Here is a 20,866-nt window from a genome sequence, read left to right as displayed (position 1 = left end):
GGCAAGAAAATTGGGTAAGGCCCGATCCCTCTCGGCCTACTCGGTGAAGGCGGGGAATGAGCGCATCTTGTCGAAGCGGCCGGCGGCCAGGTCGTCGAATCTGATCAAAAAGCGTCCGAAGTGGACCTCGTATTCGGTGGGGAACTGGGCGAGCGGCACCCATTCCCGAATCAGTCGGGACTCCTCTTCGCGGCGCCAGCGGATCCTCTCGGGCCGCGGAAGGCCAGGTTCGGTCTCCAGTCGAGCGCGGAGGCCGGCACGCGCCATCTGCTCCTCCGGAGAGTCCGCGCCTCCGATTCTTCTCGTGTATCCACCGATGCGCAGGGATGACAGGCCCATCTCCGCCGGCCAGAGATCCTGGACCAGTGCGATGAGCTCATCGATGTGCGTCAGCTCACCGACCAGCTCCTTCACGGTGTCCGACGCGAACATGAGGCGGTCGTCCAGGTCCTCTTCGTCGGGCTCGAGCCCGGGCGGCAGCTCCGGCACGACCTCGGCATAAAGCCTGTACTCGGGGTAAGGGCGCAGGATCTCACCGCCGGACGGCAGCGGCCGGACCGCTGTCTCGGCGGCCGCGGGGACGTACAGGACCCGCGCGTAGGCGTCGTAGCCGCGACTACAAGCGTCGAAGGCCTTCTCAGGATCCAGGAAGAAGAGCAGCGAGCCATCGACCGGCAGGGGAAGCTTCTCGACCTTCGGAAGGGCCGCGCAGTCGAGAGACGCGACGAACGGCAACGGAATCCCGCGCTCGGACGGCCACTGTGTGCCGGCAGGTAGCCGCGGCAGCCCGCCGCTCTGCCCGACAACATCCCCGCCGCGGTCACCGCCACCTACCCAGATCGCGAATCGCAGTTGCTCGGCGAACCTGTCAACCTGATCCGCGGGAATGCCCCGCTCAATCGCCTCGCGACGAAACGGCCCGTACAGTTCCATGGCGGAGCATCCTCGCAGATGGGTGTTCCGGGTCCGCGACAGGCCGGTCAGCCACTTCGACACGGCTCCTGATCTGAGGGGCGGCTACCAGGAGTGCGACGGGCGAGTCGGCCTGTACGCCGGATTCTGTTCCGGCCGCCTCGCGGCGGTCGGTGGCGGCCATCCATCTAGGCCTGCCGTTGCCGGCAGGCTCGAGCGGCCTACCCGCAGGCTCGGGCGGGCAGCCCTCGAACACCTGCGCAGGTCGTCCAATTGGACGGCCCTTTTGGCCTTGCTCCGGGTGGGGTTTACCAAGCCGCTCCGGTCACCCGGTGCGCTGGTGGGCTCTTACCCCACCGTTTCACCCTTACCGGGCGCGTGCGCCCGGCGGTTTGTTTTCTGTGGCACTTTCCCGCGGGTCACCCCGGGTTGCCGTTAACAACCACCCTGCCCTGCGGAGTCCGGACGTTCCTCGGCGGCGGCCCGAAGGTCGCCGACGCGGCCGCCCAGCCGACTCGCCCGTCATGCCCCATCCTACCGGTGCGGCTAGGCTGCCCTCCGATGGATCTCTCCCAAGCCGTGTTGCTGGTCGCCGCCGGGCTCGCGGCCGGCCTGATGAACGCGATCGCCGGCGGGGGATCGCTGATCACCTTCCCCGCCCTGCTCGGGGTCGGGCTCGCGTCCGTGCCCGCCAACGTCAGCAACAGCGTCGCGGTCTGTCCGGGCTACTTCGCCAGCGTGTACGGGAGTCGGCACGAGCTTCGCGGCCAGGTCCGGCGGACCCTCCTCCTGCTGCCCACCGCCGTCGGTGGGGCGATCGCCGGGTGCGTGCTCCTGCTGCTCACGCCGGACTCGGCGTTCGACAAGGTGGTGCCGTTCCTGGTGCTCGGGGCGACGGCCGTCCTGGCGTTCCAGGACCAGCTGCGCCGGGTGGTCGGTCATCCGGCCCGGATCAGCCCGTCCCGCCAGCAGGCGATGCTGCACGGCATGGTCGCGGTCGGCAGTGTCTACGGTGGATACTTCGGCGCGGCGTTGGGCGTGATGTTCGTGGCCGGGCTGGCGTTGGTGCTCGACGAGACGCTGGCGCGGGTCACCGCCGTGAAGAACCTGCTGTCGGCCACCGTCGGGCTGACCACCGTGGTCGTGTTCGCGCTCTTCGGCCCGGTCAACTGGGCCACCGTCGCGGTCCTGGCCCCGGCCACGATCGTCGGCGGCTACTTCGGCGCCCGCCTCGCCCGCCGCCTCCGCAGCGGCGTCCTGAAGGCGATCATCGTGGTGTTCGGCACGGGTATCGGCCTCTACCTGCTCGTCCACGCCTTCGTGTGACGAAAGCCGCGGTCGACGACGCGACCTAAGCGCCGACAGCAGGCCTCACGTCCCGAGCCCGGCTCCGCCACCGATCACCGTCAGCGGCGGAGCCGGAGCGGGCGTTCATGCCTGCGACGGATCCAGAGACCCCGCGCCTACTGCTGGGCGTACTCCTCGACGGGCGTCGCGGCCCAACTCCGCTGCGGTGCCCGTGGAGCGAGCGCCGTAACGGCCGAGAGCAGCATCGGCAGCGCGGCCACCGCGAAGCACAACGCCAGCGGCAACCGTCCGATCAGCAACCCGACCGCCGCTGTGCCGCCTGATGAGCCGGCGTTGAAAGCCGTGTTCACCCACGTGCCGGCTCGGGTGCGGGCCGAGGGTGGTGCCTCCCGGTCCGCGAGCAGGTAGGCCGTCGTCAGCGCCGGTGCCACGAACAACCCCGCCAGCGCCCCGGCCGCGGCCAGCACCGCGACGCCGGGTGCCAGGCCGAAGCCGGCCAGCACCGCCGCCAGTGCCAGCGTCAGCGAGGCGAGCTGGGTGCGCTGCGGCTGCGCCCAGTCGCGCGCGCCATAAGCGATGCCGCCGATCGCGCTGCCCGCCGCCATGGCCGCCTCGAACCCGGCCACCGCCACGATCTGGTTGTGGCTCGTGGCGAAGGCGACGACCAGGAGATTGGCCGCGCCCAAGCCGAGGCCGATGCCCCACGCTACGAAGACCGGGTCGAACAGCGTCCGGCCGATGCGGGCGCGGCCAGCGACTCCGCCGGCCACGGGTCGTGGCCACGCCGCGGCGGCCGGGGACGAGACCATCGCCAGCGTTCCGGTGATCACCAGCCCGGCGCTGACCGCCACGCCGAGGGCCGGCCTTCCGAGCGCGATGAACACGCTCGCGAGCAGCGGACCGGTCACGAACAGCAGTTCCTCGACCACCGTGTCGAGGGCGAACGCCCGCTGCCGCCCCGACGGGTCGTCGGGCAGCAGGTTGCTCCACATCGCCCGCATGACCGGGCCGAGTGGTGGTGAGCACACGCCGGCCGCGGCGGTCAGTGCCAGCAGGAGCCCGGCCGGCGCGCCGGGTCGCCAGGTGGCGGCGGCCAGGGCGGCCAGGAATACCGCATAAGCACCGGCGAGGGGCGGCAGGATCCGGCGTGGCCCGTGCCGGTCGATCAACGAGGCGCGCAGCGGCGCCACGAGGACGACGCCGAGGCCGAAGAGCGCGATGGTGCCGCCGGCCAGGGAGTAGGAGCCGGTCGCGCCGGTGACCGCGACCGTGAGGGAGACGAAGACGACGCCGTAGGAGAGGCGGCCGACCAGGGCCGCGACGAACGTTCGGAGGGCATGCGGAGTACGCAGCACGGCACGGTAGGACATGGGGTTGTTCCTCTGAAGAGAGTGAGCAGGGACGCCAAGGGGCCGCGGAGAGGCGGCGGCGTCGTCCTACGCACGAGGGAGGAACATGCCGGCGATCCTACGATCATGGGCGCCCCCTGTCGACCAGGGGGCGCCCACCGGGAGCTCAGACCTTCGGGGACGGAGCCGGGTCGAGATCGGGGTCGGTGCTGCTCGGCTGCGCCGGCACGGAGACCCGCGGGTCGCCCTCGTCGGCGAAGTAGTCGTCCTGCGCCGTGTCGTCGCCGCCGTCCGGCACCTTGCCGGCCCGCAGCGCGAGCGTGGCCAGGGCGGCGACGGCCAGGTTGACGGCCACGGCGACCAGACCGACGTACACCGTGGTCTTGGTGTCGAAGCCGAACTTGTCGAGTGAGAACGCCGAGCCGCCGAAGTGCGCGCGGCCGGTGGTGGGGTTCCCGATCTGGTAGAGCATCCAGGTGCCGAGGCCCATGCCCGCCACCCAGCCGGCGATCAGGCCGCCGCGGTGGAACCACCGGGTGTAGATGCCCAGCGCCACCGCCGGCAGGGTCTGCAGGATGATCACGCCGCCGATGAGCTGGAGGTCGATCGAGAACTGCGGGTCGAGGAAGACGATGCAGGCGACCGCGCCGACCTTGACCACCAGCGAGGTGATCTTGGAGACGTTGGCCTCCTGCGCCGGCGACGCGTCGCGCTTCAGGTATTCCTTGTAGATGTTGCGGGTGAACAGGTTGGCCGCGGCGATCGACATGATCGCGGCCGGCACCAGGGCGCCGATGCCGATCGCGGCGAACGCGATGCCGGTGAACCACGACGGGAACTGCTGGTCGAACAGCAGCGGCACCACCGTGTTGCTGTCGACCGAGCCCTCCTTGGCGCCCGGCAGCGGCTTGACGCCGGCCGCGATCGCCATGAAGCCCAGCAGCGCGATCAGGCCGAGCAGCAGGCTGTAGGCCGGCAGCGCCGACATGTTGCGTTTGATCACGTCGCGGTTCCTGCTGGCCAGCACGCCGGTGAGGCTGTGCGGGTAGAGGAACAGCGCGAGCGCCGAGCCCAACGCCAAGGTGATGTACTGCCACTGGTTGCTGGCATTGAGCGTGATGCCGTCGTTGGGATTCGGTGAGGCGGCGAACTTCGCCTCGGCCGCGTCGAAGATCGAGCCCCAACCGCCGAGCTTGTAGGGCAGGTAGACGACCGCCACCAGGATCACGACGTAGATCAGCGTGTCCTTGACGAACGCGATCAGCGCCGGCGCCCGCAGCCCGGACTGGTAGGTGTAGGCGGCCAGGATCGCGAACGCGATGATGATCGGCAGGTGCCGGGCGATCGCGCTGTCACCGGTCACGCCCATGGTCTTGAGCACGGCCTCGATGCCGACGAGCTGGAGCGCGATGTAGGGCATCGTGGCCACGATGCCGGTGATCGCGATCAGCAGCGCCAGCGTCGGCGACTGGAAGCGCGACCGCACGAAGTCGGCCGGCGTCACGAAGCCGTGCCGGTGCGACACGGACCAGAGCCGCACCAGGACCAGGAAGACCAGCGGATAGATGATGATCGTGTACGGCACCGCGAAGAACCCGGCCGCGCCGGCGCCGAAGAGCAGGGCCGGCACCGCGACGAAGGTGTACGCGGTGTAGAGGTCGCCGCCGACCAGGAACCAGGTGATCCAGCCGCCGAAGCTGCGCCCGCCCAGGCCCCACTCGTCGAGGTGGGCCATGTCGTTCGGCGCACGCCACCGGGCCGCGACGAAGCCCATGCCGCTGACCAGCAGGAACAGCACGGAGAAGATGACGATTTCGGTTACGTGGTCGCCCATCGTGCTCACCGCCGCTTCTTGGTCATCTGGTAGACGACGGTGGTCGTCGACACGCCCAGGACGATGAACAACAGCTGCAGCCAGTAGAACGTCGGGAAGCCGAACAGCCGAGGCGAGTCATGGTTGAACAGCGGCGTGATCAGCGGGACGAGGATCGGCACGAACAGCAGCCAGTTCCACGGACTCTTGTCCTTGGCCCGGGCCACCGCGGGCGCAGGCGCGGGTACTTCAGGATCACTCATGACAAACCTCCGGCCGTCATGGATCGTTGGACGGCCGGAGGTTATCTGGACGGTGTGACGTTAATCGCCGTTAAGCGGAGCCGACGCGCTGAACGGCTTCTCAGCTGCGCCGAATGGCTACGGCGTCCATAGGCCCAGGTGAAGGGTCTTCGTGAGGGTGGCATTGTCGTCGTCACCGTCGAGCGACCAGACCATCGCACCGCCGAGCCGCTCCGAGCGGATCCACAGTGCCTTCTGGAGCACGACCGCCGGGTCGTCGTAGTTCCAGAACGTGGTGCCGTTGTAGAGCCAGGCCGTGCCGGCGCGCAGGTCACGGTAGACCTGGTAGCCGTCGGTGCCGACCTTCGTCTTGAGGACCTTGTAGTCCTCCGAGCCCGGCTCGAACGTCGCCGGCGCGGCTCCGCCGGTCGCGGTGCCGAACAGGCCGTTGCGCCCGCCGGTCACCCCGGTCCAGCCGTGGCCGTAGTACGGGATGCCGACCACGAGCTTGTCGCGCGGAGCACCGCGGTCACGCCAGGCCTTGATGGTGTTCTCGATCGAGAACGACGGCCCGGGTGCCCCGGCCGGGATGCGCAGCGCCGACTGCTGGTTGGCGACGGTCTCCCACGTGCCGTGGAAGTCGTACCCCTGGACGGTCGCGAAGTCCAGGCTCTTCATGACCTTGGAGACCTCGAACCCGGCGTCGATGGCGGTCGGGTTGGCCGGCACGAACGCGGTGAGCTCGAAGTGCTTCTGCTGGCTCTTGCCGTACGCGTCGAGCTGCTTGCGGAACTCGGCGACGAGCTTCGTGAAGTTCTGCTTGTCCTCGGGGCGGTAGACCGTGTCGACGTCACCGGGCGAGCCCGGCCACTCCCAGTCGAGGTCGATGCCGTCGAAGACGCCCTTCAGCGTGCCCGGCCCGCCCGCGCTGCCGTCGGGGTTGGGCAGGTTGCCCTTCAGGTAGAGGTCGATGCAGGAGCTCACGAACGCCTTGCGCGACGCATCGGTGAGCGAGGCGTCGGAGAAGTGCGTCGACCAGGACCACCCGCCGAGCGAGATCAGGACCTTGAGCTTCGGGTACTTGGCCTTGAGCTTCTGCAGCTGGCCGAAGTTGCCGTTCAGCGGCTCGCCCCAGTTGTCGCCGACCCCGTCGACGCTCTCCTCGGCCGGCACGGTCCGCTGGTAGTCGGCCCACGAGTCGCCCTCGGGCGCGGCACCGTCCACGTAGCACTTGCCGTCCGGACTGACGTTGCCGAACGCGTAGTTCAGGTGCGTCAACCGCGCGGCGGCGCCGGAGGTGTCGAGCTTCTTGACCGGGAACGCCCGGCCGTAGATGCCCCACTGGGTGAAGTAGCCGACCTGGCGGAAGCTCTGACCCTTGCGCTCGGTCGCCGATGCCGGCGCGGTGCCAAGAGCGGATACGAGGAGCGTTGCTACGGCCGCCACGGCGGCGATTCTGCGCATCTGGACTCCTGTCGGAAGGAAACAGTAAGGCTTCTTTCCTGTACGGGCAGAACGTAGGCTGTCGAATCGATGCCCGTCAAGCGGCCGGCTCCTTCGATCGGGTCGGAGGGTGCGCGACGCTGGGTGGCTGCGGCATCCTGATCCGGTGACGCGACTCTTCGTCTCGTACGCCGGACGGGACCGCGCCTGGGCCGAGTGGGTGGCCTGGCATCTCGAGGCGGCGGGCCACACGGTCGAGTTGGACGTCTGGGACTGGTCGACCGGCGACAACGCGGTGCTGCGCATCAGCGACGCCCTGGAGCGGGCCGACCGCGTCGTGGCCCTCTACTCGCAGGCCTATTTCGACCGGCACCGTTTCACGACGGACGAGTGGACGGCGGTGCTGGCCGGGAAGGACCGCCTGGTGCCGCTGCGCCTCGAGGAGGTCACGCCGCCGGCGGTGTTACGGTCGATCGTCTGGCGGGACCTGTTCGGGCTGGGCCAGGAAGCGGCGCGGACGGCGCTGCTGTCGGCGGTGACGGGTGGCGGCCGACCGGGTCGACCGCCGGGGTTCCCACCGCCTCCCCGCACCCCGCCCGACCAGGGACCGCGGTTGCCGGGCGAGCTGCCGCCCGTGTGGAACCTGCCCGGCCGGAACACGGCTTTCACCGGCCGCGACGGGATGCTGCTCGGGATGCGCGAGCGGCTGAGGGCACAGCACCCGGTCGTGGTGCAGGCGTTGCACGGCTGGGGAGGTGTCGGCAAGACGCAGTTGGCCATCGAGTACGCCCACCGGTTCGCCGCCGACTACGACGTGGTCTGGTGGGTGGACAGCGAGAAGCCGGAGCTGATCGGCGAACGCCTGGCCGGCCTGGCGGTGGCGCTGGGGCTCGCTTCCGCCGAGGGCGGGGTGGCCGCGGCCGTGCAGGCGCTGCGGCCCGAGTTGGGCGGCCGCGGGCGGTGGCTGATCGTGTTCGACAACGCCCCCGGGCCGGCCGAGGTGCACGAGTGGCTGCCGCAGGGTCCGGGCCACGTGCTGGTCACCTCGCGCGACCCCAACTGGACCGGCGTCGCCCAACCGCTGCCTGTCGACGTGTTCGCCCACGCCGAGTCGGTGGCCCTGCTGCGGCAGCATCTGCCGAGCCTGGCCGACTCGGACGCCGACACCCTCGCGGACGCGTTGGGCGACCTCCCGCTCGCCGTCGCCCAGGCCGGCCGGCTGATGGCCGAGACCGGTCTGACCGCCGCCCAGTACCTGCGCGAGTTGCGTACGCACGCGGCGGCGATCACCGCGGCCGGCACACCCGTCGGCTATCCCACGTCGCTCGCCGCGGCGGTCCGGCTGGCCGCCGCCCGCCTCGACGACGAGGACCCGGCCGCCGCCCACGTGCTGCGGTTGTGCGCTTTCCTGGCCCCGGAGCCGATCCCCACCGACCTGTTCAGCACCGCGCCGGACGGCGTGCTCCCCGAACCGGTCGCCGCCGTCGCCGGCGGCGCCCTCGCGCTGGCCACCACGGTCGGCCGGCTCGGTCGCTACGGTCTGGCCCGGGTCGGCCCGGTCGGGATCCTGCTGCACCGCCTGGTGCAGGCCATCCTCCGCGACGACCTCACGGACGGACAGCAGACCACGGCCCGCCTGCGCGTCGAGCGGTTGCTGGTGGCCGCCCGGCCGGACGACGGCACGAACCCCGTCCACTGGCCACGCTGGGCCGCGCTGCTGCCCCACATCCTGGCCGTCGACCCGGCCAACACGGCCGACCGCGACCTGCGCTACCTGGCCTGCTCGGTCGTCTGGCACCTGCACGCTCGCGGTGACGCGCGCGCCGCGCTGCCCCTCGCCGAACACCTGTTCGCCGAATGGCGACGCCAGCACGGCCCGGACGACCCGACCACCCTGTCGGCCGCGGAGAACCTGGCGCACAGTCTGCGCCTGCTGGGCCGCTACGACGAGGCCCGCCTGCTCGACGAGGACACCCTGGAGCGCCGCCGCCGGCTGTACGGCAACGACCACCCGGCCGCGCTGAACTCGGCCCACAACCTGGCCACCGGCCACTACGAGCCGGGCGACTACGAGGGGGCCCGTGCCCTGTTCGAGGACACCCTGGACCGCCGCCGCCGGATCCTGGGCGACGACCACCCGGACACGCTGAACTCGGCCACCGGCCTGGCCATCACCCTGCGCCGGCTGGGCGAGCACGAGCGGGCGCGGGCTCTGGACGAAGACACCCTGGAGCGCTACCGCCAGGTCCTGGGCGAGGACCATCCGCACACGCTGAACTCCGCCAACGGCCTGGCCAACTCGCTGTTGGCGCTGCACGAGTACGAGCAGGCCCGAGCCGTGTTCGAGGACATCCTGGACCGGCGACGCCGGACCCTGGGCGAGGACCATCCCGACACGCTGAACTCGGCCGCCGGGCTGGCCGCCGCCTATTTCCGCCTGGGCGACCACGACCGGGCGCGTGCCCTGGACGAAGACACCTTCGAGCGTTACCGCCGGACGCTGGGCGAGGACCACCCGCACACGCGGAACCTGGCCCACAACCTGCGCCTCTCCGGGTCCCGCCCTATGAAGGAATAAGGGCGTCGACCACGTCCGGCCACGACTCCACCCGGTGCACCGCGGCCAGGTGCTGGCCGAACTGCTCGATCTCCGTCTCCGAGGGCCGGAAGAGGAAGCGATGCGGCACCGTCGTCAGGTGCGAGAGCACTTCGAGGCGGTCGTCGACGAAGTGGGTCAGGCCGAGCCGTGCCGCGATCGGGGCCTTGCCCTCTCGCGTACGGCAGAAATGGATCCGGTCCGCGGTGATGCCCGTGCGGCGGAAGAACTGGTGGTGGGCCAGCCATTCCCGGGTACGCGGTTCCGTGGCCGCGGCGCACTTGGAGACGACGAACATCCGCTCGCCGAAGCGTTCGCGCGCCAGGCGGGCCAGCGCGTCGATCGCGCCGGACACCTCGGGGCGGGCGAGATCCTCGGAACCGTCCGTCGGCGTGATGAGGACGCCGCCGACGTCCACCCCCAGGGCGTCCGGCATGGCTAGGCGTCCTGCGTCGGGCTGACGCGTGCGCCGTACATGGTCTCCAGCTGCTCCATGCGCCGCGCGATGTGTTGACCCGGTTCGAGGGCGAACTCCGCCGTCAGGTGCCCGAGCAACGCCGCCTCGGTCGGGTCGTCGGGCGGCCCGCCCCGCTCCAAACGGTTGATCATGTCCTGGCGGTCCCAGGCGTACGCGAGGCTCTCCAGGCCGAAGTAGCCCGCGTGCGTGCCCAGCGCGAGGAACTCCCGGATGTCGCCCGCCAGGATGTGGTTGGGCTTGTCGAAGGCCATCGGCACCGTCATCACCACCGGGGCCACGCCGTCGCAGTCCACCAGCGAGAAGTGCACGCCGTTGACCCCGGTCGCGGCGAACGTCGTGGCGTGCGCGGGCGTGCAGTCGTAGCCCCACGCGCGCGCCAGGGTCGGGTCACCCAGGAACAAGCCGACCGGCGCGAAGACGGTCTCCGGGTCTCCCCCGAGCCGTTCGGCCAACCGCCACAGCCTGGTCCACCCGGCAGTGAATGATTCCGGCCCCATGGTCATTCGCAGATGATGCCAGGCGAAAGGTCCGGGTGCGCGAGGGGCGTGTCAATCACCCCGGCCGTCCCGGGTCAGCGCAGGTGTGACGTGTCGTTGACCGTGCGGACGGCAACGCCGCCGTCCGGCCAGGTGTCCACCGTGGACACGCCGGCCGGGTCGAGATAGAGCCGGTGCAGGAAGCCCGGCCCGCCCACCAGCGCGTCCTGGAGGATCAGCTTGATCGGGGAGACGTGGGAGACCACGACCACCGCGCTCGACGGGTACGTCTTCTGCAGCGCCGACACCGCTCGGCGGGCTCTCGTCGCGACCGCGGCGAACGACTCGCCTCCCGGTGGTGCGACCGACGGGTCGGCCAGCCACGCGTCGAGTTCCGCCGCCCAGCCGGCGCGGACCTCCGCGAACGTCAGGCCTTCCCACTCGCCGAAGTCGCACTCGATCAGGTCGTCGTCGATCCGGATCGGGACGCCGCCGCCGAGCTCCGCGGCGATCGCCTCCGCGGTCGAGCGGCAGCGGGACAGCGGCGAGCTGACCACCGCGACCGCGTCCGGGGCGCGGGCCGCGACCAGGACGCCCGCCGCCGTGGCCTGGGCCTCGCCGACCGTCGACAGCGGGATGTCTCCTCGGCCCGAGTAGCGGCCCTGCGACGTGAACGCCGTCTCGCCGTGCCGGACCAGCAGCATCCGGGTCGCGCCCTCCAGCGGGCGGGGCTCCCACGACCGTGGGGCCGAGGCCGCCGCCGGCTCGGCCGACGACACCGGCGCGATGCCCGCCGCCGCGTCCATGGCCGCGTTGGCCAGGGCGTCCGCGTGGGTGTTGCGGTCGCGCGGCACCCACGTGAAGGTGACCTTGTCGAAGCGGCTGACCAGGGAGGCCGCCTCCGCCGCGAGGGGGCGCAGGCCGGCGTTCTTGATCTGCCAGCGGCCGGACATCTGCTCGACCACGAGCTTCGAGTCCATCCGGATGTCGGCCTCGACCGCGCCGAGGTCGGCGGCGGCCCGCAGGCCGGCGATCAGGCCGCGATATTCCGCGACGTTGTTGGTCGCGATGCCCAGCGCCTCGGCCCGTTCGACCAGCACCGAACCGGACGGCGTGCGGACAACCGCACCATAGCCGGCAGGGCCGGGGTTGCCCCGCGCGCCGCCGTCGGCCTCGATGATGACGCGGGTCGGGGCACTCACAGGCCGGACTCCTGGGTGCGGACCATGATCCGGCGGCATTCCTCGCAACGGACCACGTCGTCCGCCGGGGCGGCCTTGATCCGGGCGAGGTCGGCACCGAACAGCTCGATCCGGCAGCCTCCGCAGCGGCCGTGGGTCAGCAGGGCGGCGCCGAGGCCGCCCGAGGACTCGCGGATCTTGTCGTACAGGCCGAGCAGGTCCTCCGGGATCTCCGCCGCGACCGGGCCGCGGGCGGCGATCCGGGACTGCTCGTCCGCGTCGATCTCGGCCAGCAACTGGTCGCGCCGGACCTCGGTGTCGCCGCGCTTGCCGCGGGTGGCCTCCAGCCGGCCGAGGACCTCGTCGAGCCTGCCTTGCGCGGTCTCCCGCTGCTCCATCAGCTCGAGCTCACTGTCCTCGAGCTCCGACTGACGGCGGGTCAGCGAGACCAGCTCGTGCTGGATCGCCTCCAGCTCCCGGGCCGGGCCGCTGCCCATCGTCAGCCGGGCCTGGTCGCGGTCCTTGCGGGCGCGGACCTGCTCGACGTCCTTCTCCATCCGGGCGATGTCCCGGTCGAGGTCGTCGACACCCACCTGGGCGCGGACCCGCTCGTCCTCGAGCGCCGACAGCTCCCGGGCCAGGGCCTCCAGCTCCCCGTTCTCCGGCAGCGTCCGGCGCCGGTGTGCGATCTGGGCCAGCGCGGTGTCGATCGCCTGGAGGTCGAGCAGCCGGCGCTGCGCCTTTGGTTCGGCCTTCACGGAAGCGGCTCCTTCGGCGGGGAGAAACGGGCGGACGTCGCGTGCAGCGTCCACGGATCGGTGTCGAGGTCCGAGACCAGCACGTCGACCTCAAGCGTGGCACGCAGGAACGCGGCCAGGTCGTCGAGCCACGGGCGCTCGGTCGCCCAGTGTGCCGCGTCCAGCAGCGCGGGGCCACCTCCGGCGACCGCCTCGCTGGCCGGGTGGTGGCGGAGGTCGGCGGTGAGGTAGGCGTCGACGCCCGCCGCGGCGGCCGCGGCAAGGAACGAGTCACCGGCGCCGCCGCAGACGGCCACCGTCTCGATCACCCGGTCGGGGTCGCCGGCGGCCCGCACACCCCAGGCCGTCGGTGGGAGGACGGCGGCAGCCTGCTCGGTGAGCGCCGACAGCGGGCGCGGCACCGGCAGGCGCCCGATCCGACCGGTGCCCCGGCCCGGATCGGCGGCCGACGGCACCAGCGGGCGAAGGTCGACCAGCCCGAGGCGGCCGGCGAGGGCGTCCGAGACGCCGGGCGAGGCCACGTCGGCGTTGGTGTGCGCGGTGAACAGCGCCACGTCGTTCTTGACGAGATCGCTGACGATCCGTCCTTTGTAGGTGGTCGTGGCGACCGACGAGACCCCGCGCATCAGCAGCGGATGGTGGGCGACGATCAGGTCGGCGCCGGCGGAGATGGCCTCGGCGACGGTCTCCGGAACGGCGTCGACCACGCACAGCACGCGGGTCACCGAGGCGGAGGGATCACCGACGACCAGACCGACCCGGTCCCACTCTTCCGCCCATGCGGGCGGATAACGGTCGTCAAGGGCCGCGACCGCCGTCGCCAGTGTCGTGCTCATCGGCGCAGAGCTTACCGGGGGCGATCGAAGGTCAAGGACAGGATGACTCGGGTCCGTCGTGGGCACGACCGTCGCTCCCGCCAGGGTCCGCTCCGCTGCGCTCCGCTTCGGCGTCCGCGCCCGGTCGCTCAGGAGAACCGTAACGACCCCGCGCGGTGGTCGCCGCCGAGCCGGGCGTCGAGCGCGTCCAGGGCCAGGTGCCAGGGGAACACGTCGACCAGGTCGCCTCCGGTGCCCGGCGGGTGCAGGGGTAGGACCTCGTCGCCGAAGAGCACCGTGATGCCCCACGAGCGGAGCCGGTCCATCGACTCGCGGAACGCCGGGTGCGCGCCCATCGCCACGTTCGTGAACGGCATCGCCACGATCGGCAGGTCCTTGCCCTGGCCCTCGACCACCAGACCGAGCGCGAGCGTGTCGGCGATGCCGACCGCCCACTTGTTGATCGTGTTGACCGTGGCGGGCGCCACCACGATGGCGTCCGCCGCCGGCAGCACGTCGGGGTCGCCGGGGTTCTTGTAGAACGACCGCACCGGGTGGCCGGTCAGCCCGGCCAGGGCCGCCACGTCGACGAACTTGCGGCCGTCGGGCGTGGTGACGACGCAGACGTCCCAACCGCGCTGTTTCGCCAGGTCGACGAGTCGGCCGACGCCGCGGGAAACGGGCGAGCCGCAGCAGATCGCGTAGAGGACCCCTCTCATACCACCACTAAACTCCGACGCCCATATGCTCCGCCAGTTCGGCGACCGCCGGTGGTGGCGTGCCTCGGGTGCGGCGCAGGACGTCGGACATGACCTCGTGGGCGATCGGACGGCAGCGGATCTCCGACGGGGCGAGCCGGTCGCCCTCGAGCAGCATCTCGCTGGCCTTCTCGACGTCACCCATCTGGGCGAAGCCCCGGGCGATGTCGAGCATGTGGTGCGCCCGGCGTTCGGGGAGCAGGCTGTTGAACCCCGTCGGGTCGATGCCCTCGTGCACCTCGACCGCGGCGCGGCCCTCGCCGAGCTCGACGGCGGCGGCCGCCCGGTGGAGCTTGACGTTGGTCGGCCCGAAGCAGGTCCAGTAGTGGTTGTGGTCGCCGCCCATCTCCGCGGCGGCCTCCTCGGCACCGTTGAGCAGGTCCCGCACGGTGGCGCCGTCGCCGATCCGGGCGGAGGCCATGGCGCCCTGGAGCAGCAGCATGCCGTAGACCGACAGCCGGGCCGGCGTGCTCTCGTTGCCACCGCCGGGCGCGAGCCGGTTCGCGATGTTGACGTTGACCTCGAGGGCCGGCCGGGCGCGGCCGAGGGCGAGCAGCGCGTTGCCCACCCGGACGGTGGCGATCCCCGCCAGGAGCGGGTCACCGGCCCGTTGCGAGACGGCGATCGAGCGGTCCGCGGCGAGCCAGGCCAGCTCGTGCTCGCCCAGCTTGCGCAGGGACGAGGAGGCGATCTGGTAGATCTGCCCGAGCAGGTTCGCGGCCTCCTGCGCGCCGTCGCTTCCGGCGTACGCCGTGTCGGCCGCCTGTGCGTCCCGCAACAGCTTGGGCAGCGCCCGGGCGAGCACGCCGTACTTCGCGTGCTGGAACGTCAGCCACGCGTGGCTGACCGCCTTCTTCATCTCGGTCAGCGGCTGCGGGTTGGGTGTGGTGTCGAAGAACGCGCTGATCGAGTCGTAGCGCTCGAGCGCCGCGCGGATCTCCTCGACCTCGACCTGGTCGATGCAGTTGATCGCGTCGGGCCGGCGTTCCGGATCCTTGCCCAGCAGGAGCTGCACGTCCAACTGGAGCACGTCGGCGATCTCGTAGACCACCGAGAACTTGTCTAGCCGGCGGACACCTCGCTCGACCTTGTCGACCCAGCTCTTCGACTTGCCCAGCCGGTCGGCGAAAACCTGCTGTGACATGCGGCGACGCGCGCGCCAGTAAGCGACGCGGCGGCCGATGGGAAGCTCATCCATGTCCGTCCTCCCCCCTCGCTCGTTCAGGGGCTGTCTGATTAGGGGCTTGCTGGGCGGTGCTGCGGATATCACCCGTTTGTGCCGATCGCACATCGAGTGCGTTCCCCGTCACAGCTGCACTCGTAGTTTTCGATTGCAAGTTGCATTCAGCTATCTGTCAAACGCAACGACCGCGTGTTGATCCGAGTAACGGCGCCGATCGCCTGCTAAGGCGAGTCGACCCCACACGTAGGGAGTTTCTGACCATGCGGTGGAATATCCGACCACCATTCGCCCGAGTCGCGCTGCGCCGATCGGCCGTGCGATACGCCGATCATCACTGGGATGTGGTGCCCGGCGCGTGGCTCGACGGCGGCCGGTTCGCGTGCGAGCGGCCGGGCTGCCCGACGTCGAGCTGCCACCCTGCGGTCGACGGCTGGGAGCGCAGTGCCAGCGCGGATCCGTCCAGGGTGGAGCAGTGGTGGAGCCAGCGGGCGCACGCGGTGCTGCTGGCCACCGGACGGGCCTTCGACGTGCTCGAAGTGCCCAACACGCTGGGCGGCCGGGTGCTGGCCGCGGCGCGCCTGCACGCCGGCGTGCTCGGCCCCGGACGCCTCCAGGTGCGCGGACCCGTGGCCGCGACGCCACTCGGCCGGTGGATGTTCCTCGTCCGCCCGGGTGACCCGCTGCGGCCCGAGCTCGAGACGTCGCTCGACGTGGTGCGGCACGGCCACGGCTCGTGGGTGCCGGCCCCGCCGACGCGACTGCCCGAGGGTGCCGTGCGCTGGGTGGTCGCTCCGGAAGAGGTCGCCTGGACCCTGCCGGATTCCTACGCGGTCCAGCGGATGATCGTGGACTCGCTGTTCACCCGGCTGGGCTCCATGCCGCCCCTGCCCCGCCAACTGTCGACCGCGCGCCGCGCCGCCTGACCGCCACCCCAGGAGCAGATCACCGGCGACCCGCAGCCCAACCGGCTCCGCTCGACGCACCATGTGGCGCGCCAACTCTCGACCGCACGCCGCGCCGCCTGACCGCCATCCCAGGAGCGGATGACCGGACACCCGCAGCCCACTCGGGTCGGCTCGATGCCGCATCTGCCCCGCCTGCTGTCGACCGCGTGACCGCCATCCCGGGATCCGCGAATCTCGGATCCCGTCGGCGAGACCGGCGAAGATCCCGTCAACAGGACGCGCTAACTCGCACGTCCGGTCTGACGACCGGTCGTTGATGCAGGTGGCGGCGCACATCGAGGCGCGGCGGGGAGGGGCGCTCATGCTAGGTGACAAGGTAACGGTGGTGTCCGCCGAGGTCGACCCCCTGAACGGCGGACATCGATGCCAACGATGGGCCGGCACGCGACCCTCCGGGTCGCGGCCCAGCGGTTCCCGCCCGAACGGGTCACGACCCGCCGGCACCCACCGTCCGATCAGGCGCTGACCATACACGAGTTACCATGGTAGTCGTCCTAAGGTACCGACGACAGGGCGGAAGAACTGAGCTTGCGTCCTTCGTCGGTGACGACAACACAGGCATAACCGGCGATCCCGCTCAGCCACCGCACACCGGCCGAGCCCATCGCGAGCGCGGCGGTCGCGTACGCGTCGGCCGTGCCGAGGTCCGGGCCGACCACCGTGACCGACCGCAGCCCCGTCGCCGGGCGCCCGGTGTGCGGGTCGACGACATGGTGGCCGCGCTCGTAGACGCCGGACGTGGCGATCGCCAGGTCCGTCCCGGAGACCACGTGGCAGGACGCCGAGGCGTTCCACGGATGCCGGATGCCGACCCGCCACGGACGCCCGGCGGGCGACTGCCCACGCACCCGCACGTCCCCACCGGCGTTGACACAGTGGTCGGCCGCGCCCGCCGCGAGCAGGCGGTCCGAGGCGACCTGCACCGACCAGCCCTTCACGAAGCCCGAGGGGTCGAGCCGGCCGGTGGCGTACCCGTCGAAGAAGCCGTCGGTCTCCCGCCACAGGTCGGCGCAGCGGTCGAGCACCAGGCGCAGGTCGGCGGACGCGTCCGCCAGCGCGAGCTCACCCCGGTCGAGCCGGCAGACCTCGCTGTCGGCCTTGAACGTGCTGAACCGCGCGTCGACCTCGTCGAACCAGGCGAAGACCTCGTCGAGCAGCGCGGCCGAGCCCCCGGACGCGAGCTCGACGCTGATCACCGTGCCCATGCACTCCCGGACGCGGAACTCAGTCACGCTCGCCCTTCTTCATCCGGTCGATGGCGACCCGCAGCGACTCCTTGTAGGACTCGCTGGTCTCCGTCGCGCCGGAGACGGTGTCGAGGTCGGCGCCCTGCTCCCGCACCGCCTCGTCACCGAGCTGGCTCTCGACCTGCGCGCTGAGCTGGTCCGAGCGCGCCTCCTGGTCGGGCATCTCCAGCGTGCGCACGTTGACGATCCGGTTGCCGTCGAGCTCGAGGACGACCTGGACGGCACCGTACGGGTTCTCCACCCGCGGCCCGACCACCTTGTTGGACTTCGGCGCGGCCGGGGGCGGCGCGGCGGCCGTGTTCTTCCTGCCGGACTTCGGCTTCGCGGTCGTGGTCTTCTTGGCGTCGGGCGCCTTGCTGGCCGGCGCGGAAGGGTCGGCCGCGTCGGGAGCACCGGCCGCGGACGGCGACGGCGTCGGGCCGGCGTTGGCCGCCGCCACCGTGTCCGGCGCGGCGCCCGCACCCCCCTTGACCACGACCAGCAGCGAGGTGCCGGCGGCAAGACCGGCGACCGCCAGCACAGCACGGCGCACGAGAAGCTCCTAGAGTTCGAAGGCGGCGAGATGGATCTTCTTGCGTGGCACGCCGGACCGCCGCACGATCTTGTGAGCCGACTCAACGAAGCCCGGCGGGCCACACAGCCAGACGTCCCGGGCGGCCAGGTCGGGCACCAGCCGGCGCAGGCCGTTGGGGCTCATCACCTGGCGCGGACCGGGGTCGGTGCGAGCGCCGATCACGTACCAGACGTCGAGGTCGCGCGCCCGGGCCAGCCAGTCGATCTCCCTCTGCAGCACCACGTCGGCCGGGGTGCTGGCCCGGTAGATCAGCGTCGCGCCGGGCGGCAGCTCCTCCATCATCGCCCGGATCGGGGTGATGCCGATGCCGCCGGCGATCAGCAGCGAGCGCTGGGCGGTGCGCTGCGCGGCCGTGAACGAGCCGCGCGGTCCGATCGCCCAGACGCGGGCGCCGGATCCGAGCTCACGCAGCTCGCGCGTGTAGGCGCCGACCACCTTGACGGTCAGCCGCAGCCACCGGCCGTTCTTGGCCGCCGACACGGAGAACGGGTGCGACTGCCACCAGAGCCCGCGGCCCATGAACCGGAAGCGGAACCACTGTCCACCCAGGAGCTTGAGCCGGTCGAGCCGGCGGCCGGTCAGGTAGATGGAGATGGTGTCGGGACCCTCTGGGACCACGTCGGCCACCCGCAGGGCGTACCGCAGGTTGAAGAACAACGGCGCGATCACCCGGCCGTACGCGAGGACGACCACGACGCCGACGTACGCGGCCAGCCAGCCCGTGCGTACGACACCGGGCTTGAACAGCTGGTTGCCCAGCGAGAACTGGTGCCCGAAGGACAGGTAGAGCACCAGGTAGGTGGACATGTGCAGCCAGCGCCACAGCTCGTACGGCATGGCGTTGCGGACGGCCCGGATCGAGAAGAGCCCGACCGCGGTGAGGATTCCGGCGGCCAGGAACGCGGTCAGCATGTCGGGGACGCCGGTGGCGAGGACCCTGGCCTCGACCAGCGGGTTGAACCCGTCGAGCGCGCCGTAGCCGACCAGGATCAACGCCATGTGGCCGAGCACCGCGACGATCAGCGCGCCGCCGATGTCCCGGTGCCAGCGGGTCATCAGCTCCTCGCCGGCGAGCCGGTCGAGCAGCCGCAGCCGGCTCATGAGCAGCACCTGGACGAGCATCACGTAGCCGGCGACCAGGCCGACGATCCGCCCGGCGGCCAGCGTCACCGCGCCGGTGTCGGAGAGCGAGCCGGCCGGGGTGTCCAGCCACCAGGGCAGCACGGCGAGCACCAGGCCCACCCAGAAGAACAGCACGAGCACGCGGCGGCCGGTGCCGCCGCGCCGCGCCGGGACGTTTGCGGGCATGGGGGCGGGGCGACCGTCGGACCGGGGCGGGGGGTCCCCGGTCCGACGGCGGCCCGCTACTACGGTGCCCGAAGGGAGGTCACGCAAAGAGCTTCACCGGGGCGTACTTCTGTCGGGGGAAGATCTTGTCCACCTCGGCGTTGGTCAGACCGAACCGGCCCTGCGCGACGGCACCGTAGACGTTGAACATGTTGTTGTATTCCGGGACGTTGCCTCCGTCCAGCTTCTCCAGACCGTCCCACCGGCCCAGCAGGTTGCCGGCCAGCTTCTTGCCCGACAGCACCGCGATCACGCCGCCGTGCCCGTGGTCGGTGCCGGTGCCGTTCTGGCTGACCCGGCGGCCGAACTCGCTCGACACCATCACGGTCACGTCGGCCGCCGCCGGACCCAGGTCGTCGAAGAACGCGGCCAGGGCGCTCGCGAGCTCGCCCATGTGGTTGAAGACGTAACCGCCCTGGGTGCCCTGGTTCTCGTGGGTGTCCCAGCCGCCCATCCCGATGGTGGCCACCCGGACGTTGGCGCCGCCCTTGATGAGCTGGGCGAGCTGCCGGAAGGCGTTGCCGATGCCCTGGTACTCCACGCCGTCGCGCGGCTCGTAGCCGTCCGCGGCGAGCTGCTGCGCCAGGCGCAGCGCCGCGAGGCCCTCCTGCACCGAGTCCTGCACCGGGTGGTTGATGCCGGTGAACAGCGTCTTGATCGCCTTGGCGGTGGCGTCCTTGAACCGCTGGTCGCCGTTGAGGTTGAACGATCCGACGCTGTTCATCGCGATCGCGCCGTTGTTGCCGACCAGCGAGCGCGGCAGCGTGCTGCCGATGCCGACGCTGCGGAACGCGGTGCCCGGCCCGAGCGCGTCGACCAGGCTGTCCAGCCAGCCGCGACCGCCGGTCTCCCCCGGCAGGCCACCGAGGTTGCAGGCGTCGGCGGCCTGGAAGTGGCTCAGCGACAGCCGTGGGTCGGTCACAGCGGGCACGAAGCCGAGCTGGCCGGCGTCGAGGTATTTCTTGAGCGGTGCGAACGAGCCACTGAGCCGGAACCCGCGCTGGAGGGCGATGCCGCCGTTCTCGGGGATCAGCTGATCGGGGCGGACCTTGGCCAGCACCGGGTCGTCGGCCGGCGCGATCATGGCCAGGCCGTCGAGCCCGCCGTAGAGGAAGACGTGGATCAGCGTGCCGGTCTTGGTCGCCGCGAACGAGGCCCGGGTCGAGACGAACTGCGTCGTGGCCAGCGCCGTCGCGGTCGCCGCCGCGCCCGTGACGAACGTCCGCCGGGTCACGCCACGGCCGTCCTGCTGCGCCTCCTCGATCTCGTTGAGGTCCCTGAGCCGGTCGCGCTCGGCGCTGTCCTCGGCCGTGACGGCCGCCGCCTCCGCGCGCAGCACGGCGTCGAACCGGTTGTCCGCCAGCCGCGCCAGGTCGGGGCAGTCCGGGTGGATGGGGAATCTGGACACGCTGCTCTCCAAG

General features: G+C 71.4%; 19 protein-coding genes and 1 other RNA gene. 3 read left to right on the top strand and 17 right to left on the bottom strand.

What is annotated here, in order from left to right:
- Window positions 1-36 precede the first annotated feature (36 nt).
- Window positions 37-933, bottom strand: coding sequence for a DUF1963 domain-containing protein (locus AB0J88_RS31110; RefSeq protein WP_364348099.1), 897 nt, complete (start codon window positions 931-933; stop codon window positions 37-39).
- 99 nt (window positions 934-1,032) lie between these two features.
- An RNA gene (gene rnpB, locus AB0J88_RS31105) (RNase P RNA component class A) lies at window positions 1,033-1,430 on the bottom strand.
- A 43-nt stretch (window positions 1,431-1,473) separates the two neighbouring features.
- On the opposite strand from rnpB, the gene AB0J88_RS31100 reads away from it, so the two are divergent.
- Window positions 1,474-2,238 (top strand): sulfite exporter TauE/SafE family protein, encoded by a 765-nt coding sequence (locus AB0J88_RS31100; protein WP_364348096.1) that lies wholly within the window; start codon window positions 1,474-1,476, stop codon window positions 2,236-2,238.
- Between the two features lie 137 nt (window positions 2,239-2,375).
- Here AB0J88_RS31100 and AB0J88_RS31095 read toward each other — a convergent pair whose 3' ends face one another.
- The 4 genes from AB0J88_RS31095 to AB0J88_RS31080 form a co-directional block, all read right to left on the bottom strand.
- The gene (locus tag AB0J88_RS31095; RefSeq protein WP_364348093.1) at window positions 2,376-3,590 is read right to left on the bottom strand and encodes an MFS transporter; all 1,215 of its coding nucleotides are present in this window, start codon (window positions 3,588-3,590) and stop codon (window positions 2,376-2,378) included.
- A gap of 145 nt (window positions 3,591-3,735) precedes the next feature.
- Window positions 3,736-5,403, bottom strand: coding sequence for a monocarboxylate uptake permease MctP (gene mctP, locus AB0J88_RS31090; RefSeq protein ID WP_364349343.1), 1,668 nt, complete (start codon window positions 5,401-5,403; stop codon window positions 3,736-3,738).
- 5 nt (window positions 5,404-5,408) lie between these two features.
- On the bottom strand, window positions 5,409-5,645 hold the full coding sequence (locus tag AB0J88_RS31085) for a DUF3311 domain-containing protein (RefSeq protein ID WP_364348090.1): 237 nt from the start codon (window positions 5,643-5,645) through the stop codon (window positions 5,409-5,411).
- A gap of 117 nt (window positions 5,646-5,762) precedes the next feature.
- Window positions 5,763-7,088 (bottom strand): glycoside hydrolase family 18 protein, encoded by a 1,326-nt coding sequence (locus tag AB0J88_RS31080; protein WP_364348087.1) that lies wholly within the window; start codon window positions 7,086-7,088, stop codon window positions 5,763-5,765.
- Between the two features lie 145 nt (window positions 7,089-7,233).
- Between AB0J88_RS31080 and fxsT the strand changes: the two genes are divergently transcribed.
- A complete protein-coding gene (gene fxsT, locus AB0J88_RS31075; RefSeq protein WP_364348084.1) occupies window positions 7,234-9,645 on the top strand; it encodes an FxSxx-COOH system tetratricopeptide repeat protein in 2,412 nt (803 codons plus the stop codon).
- On the opposite strand, the gene AB0J88_RS31070 is transcribed toward fxsT, so the two are convergent.
- The 7 genes from AB0J88_RS31070 to AB0J88_RS31040 form a co-directional block, all read right to left on the bottom strand.
- Window positions 9,632-10,099, bottom strand: a complete 468-nt coding sequence (locus tag AB0J88_RS31070) for a hypothetical protein (RefSeq protein WP_364348081.1) — start codon at window positions 10,097-10,099, stop codon at window positions 9,632-9,634. The genes fxsT and AB0J88_RS31070 overlap by 14 nt on opposite strands.
- A gap of 2 nt (window positions 10,100-10,101) precedes the next feature.
- Window positions 10,102-10,644 carry a hypothetical protein gene (locus tag AB0J88_RS31065; RefSeq protein WP_364348078.1) on the bottom strand — a complete coding sequence of 181 codons (543 nt, stop codon included), beginning with the start codon at window positions 10,642-10,644 and terminating at the stop codon, window positions 10,102-10,104.
- 68 nt (window positions 10,645-10,712) lie between these two features.
- Window positions 10,713-11,819, bottom strand: coding sequence for a bifunctional RNase H/acid phosphatase (locus AB0J88_RS31060; RefSeq protein WP_364348075.1), 1,107 nt, complete (start codon window positions 11,817-11,819; stop codon window positions 10,713-10,715).
- A complete protein-coding gene (locus AB0J88_RS31055) occupies window positions 11,816-12,556 on the bottom strand; it encodes a C4-type zinc ribbon domain-containing protein (protein ID WP_364348072.1) in 741 nt (246 codons plus the stop codon). The genes AB0J88_RS31060 and AB0J88_RS31055 overlap by 4 nt, the downstream gene beginning before the upstream one ends.
- On the bottom strand, window positions 12,553-13,392 hold the full coding sequence (locus AB0J88_RS31050) for a Nif3-like dinuclear metal center hexameric protein (protein ID WP_364348070.1): 840 nt from the start codon (window positions 13,390-13,392) through the stop codon (window positions 12,553-12,555). The genes AB0J88_RS31055 and AB0J88_RS31050 overlap by 4 nt, the downstream gene beginning before the upstream one ends.
- A gap of 128 nt (window positions 13,393-13,520) precedes the next feature.
- On the bottom strand, window positions 13,521-14,090 hold the full coding sequence (locus AB0J88_RS31045; RefSeq protein ID WP_364348067.1) for a flavoprotein: 570 nt from the start codon (window positions 14,088-14,090) through the stop codon (window positions 13,521-13,523).
- 7 nt (window positions 14,091-14,097) lie between these two features.
- Entirely contained in the window at window positions 14,098-15,327 is a 1,230-nt protein-coding gene (locus AB0J88_RS31040; protein WP_364348064.1) for a helix-turn-helix domain-containing protein, read from the bottom strand.
- 245 nt (window positions 15,328-15,572) lie between these two features.
- Here AB0J88_RS31040 and AB0J88_RS31035 point away from each other — a divergent pair, with 245 nt between their 5' ends.
- The gene (locus tag AB0J88_RS31035) at window positions 15,573-16,235 is read left to right on the top strand and encodes a bifunctional DNA primase/polymerase (protein WP_364348061.1); all 663 of its coding nucleotides are present in this window, start codon (window positions 15,573-15,575) and stop codon (window positions 16,233-16,235) included.
- Window positions 16,236-16,771: 536 nt separating this feature from the next.
- Here the strand turns inward: AB0J88_RS31035 and AB0J88_RS31030 are convergent.
- From AB0J88_RS31030 to AB0J88_RS31015, 4 genes are all read right to left on the bottom strand, one after another.
- A complete protein-coding gene (locus AB0J88_RS31030) occupies window positions 16,772-17,482 on the bottom strand; it encodes an FAD:protein FMN transferase (RefSeq protein ID WP_364349340.1) in 711 nt (236 codons plus the stop codon).
- A 19-nt stretch (window positions 17,483-17,501) separates the two neighbouring features.
- Window positions 17,502-18,056: an FMN-binding protein gene (locus AB0J88_RS31025; protein ID WP_364348058.1), complete on the bottom strand. Its 555-nt coding sequence runs from the start codon at window positions 18,054-18,056 to the stop codon at window positions 17,502-17,504.
- Window positions 18,057-18,065: 9 nt separating this feature from the next.
- A complete protein-coding gene (locus AB0J88_RS31020) occupies window positions 18,066-19,406 on the bottom strand; it encodes a ferric reductase-like transmembrane domain-containing protein (RefSeq protein WP_364348055.1) in 1,341 nt (446 codons plus the stop codon).
- 79 nt (window positions 19,407-19,485) lie between these two features.
- On the bottom strand, window positions 19,486-20,853 hold the full coding sequence (locus AB0J88_RS31015; protein ID WP_364348052.1) for a DUF1501 domain-containing protein: 1,368 nt from the start codon (window positions 20,851-20,853) through the stop codon (window positions 19,486-19,488).
- Between the last annotated feature and the right edge of the window lie 13 nt (window positions 20,854-20,866).

The sequence above is a fragment of the Asanoa sp. NPDC049475 genome, assembly GCF_040676915.1.
Taxonomy (GTDB): domain Bacteria; phylum Actinomycetota; class Actinomycetes; order Mycobacteriales; family Micromonosporaceae; genus Asanoa.
The sequence above is the reverse complement of the archived record's forward strand: the minus strand, read 5'-3'. Positions and strand labels throughout refer to the sequence as shown.

Bases quoted from the DNA above. Each gene is read 5' to 3' on its own strand.
- AB0J88_RS31100 (WP_364348096.1), top strand. From the start codon at position 1,474: ATGGATCTCTCCCAAGCCGTGTTGCTGGTCGCCGCCGGGCTCGCGGCC.
- AB0J88_RS31040 (WP_364348064.1), bottom strand. From the start codon at position 15,327: ATGGATGAGCTTCCCATCGGCCGCCGCGTCGCTTACTGGCGCGCGCGT.
- AB0J88_RS31050 (WP_364348070.1), bottom strand. From the start codon at position 13,392: ATGAGCACGACACTGGCGACGGCGGTCGCGGCCCTTGACGACCGTTAT.
- AB0J88_RS31110 (WP_364348099.1), bottom strand. From the start codon at position 933: ATGGAACTGTACGGGCCGTTTCGTCGCGAGGCGATTGAGCGGGGCATT.
- AB0J88_RS31085 (WP_364348090.1), bottom strand. From the start codon at position 5,645: ATGAGTGATCCTGAAGTACCCGCGCCTGCGCCCGCGGTGGCCCGGGCC.
- AB0J88_RS31045 (WP_364348067.1), bottom strand. From the start codon at position 14,090: ATGAGAGGGGTCCTCTACGCGATCTGCTGCGGCTCGCCCGTTTCCCGC.
- AB0J88_RS31030 (WP_364349340.1), bottom strand. From the start codon at position 17,482: ATGGGCACGGTGATCAGCGTCGAGCTCGCGTCCGGGGGCTCGGCCGCG.
- AB0J88_RS31095 (WP_364348093.1), bottom strand. From the start codon at position 3,590: ATGTCCTACCGTGCCGTGCTGCGTACTCCGCATGCCCTCCGAACGTTC.
- AB0J88_RS31070 (WP_364348081.1), bottom strand. From the start codon at position 10,099: ATGCCGGACGCCCTGGGGGTGGACGTCGGCGGCGTCCTCATCACGCCG.
- AB0J88_RS31065 (WP_364348078.1), bottom strand. From the start codon at position 10,644: ATGACCATGGGGCCGGAATCATTCACTGCCGGGTGGACCAGGCTGTGG.
- AB0J88_RS31020 (WP_364348055.1), bottom strand. From the start codon at position 19,406: ATGCCCGCAAACGTCCCGGCGCGGCGCGGCGGCACCGGCCGCCGCGTG.
- mctP (WP_364349343.1), bottom strand. From the start codon at position 5,403: ATGGGCGACCACGTAACCGAAATCGTCATCTTCTCCGTGCTGTTCCTG.
- AB0J88_RS31035 (WP_364348061.1), top strand. From the start codon at position 15,573: ATGCGGTGGAATATCCGACCACCATTCGCCCGAGTCGCGCTGCGCCGA.
- AB0J88_RS31080 (WP_364348087.1), bottom strand. From the start codon at position 7,088: ATGCGCAGAATCGCCGCCGTGGCGGCCGTAGCAACGCTCCTCGTATCC.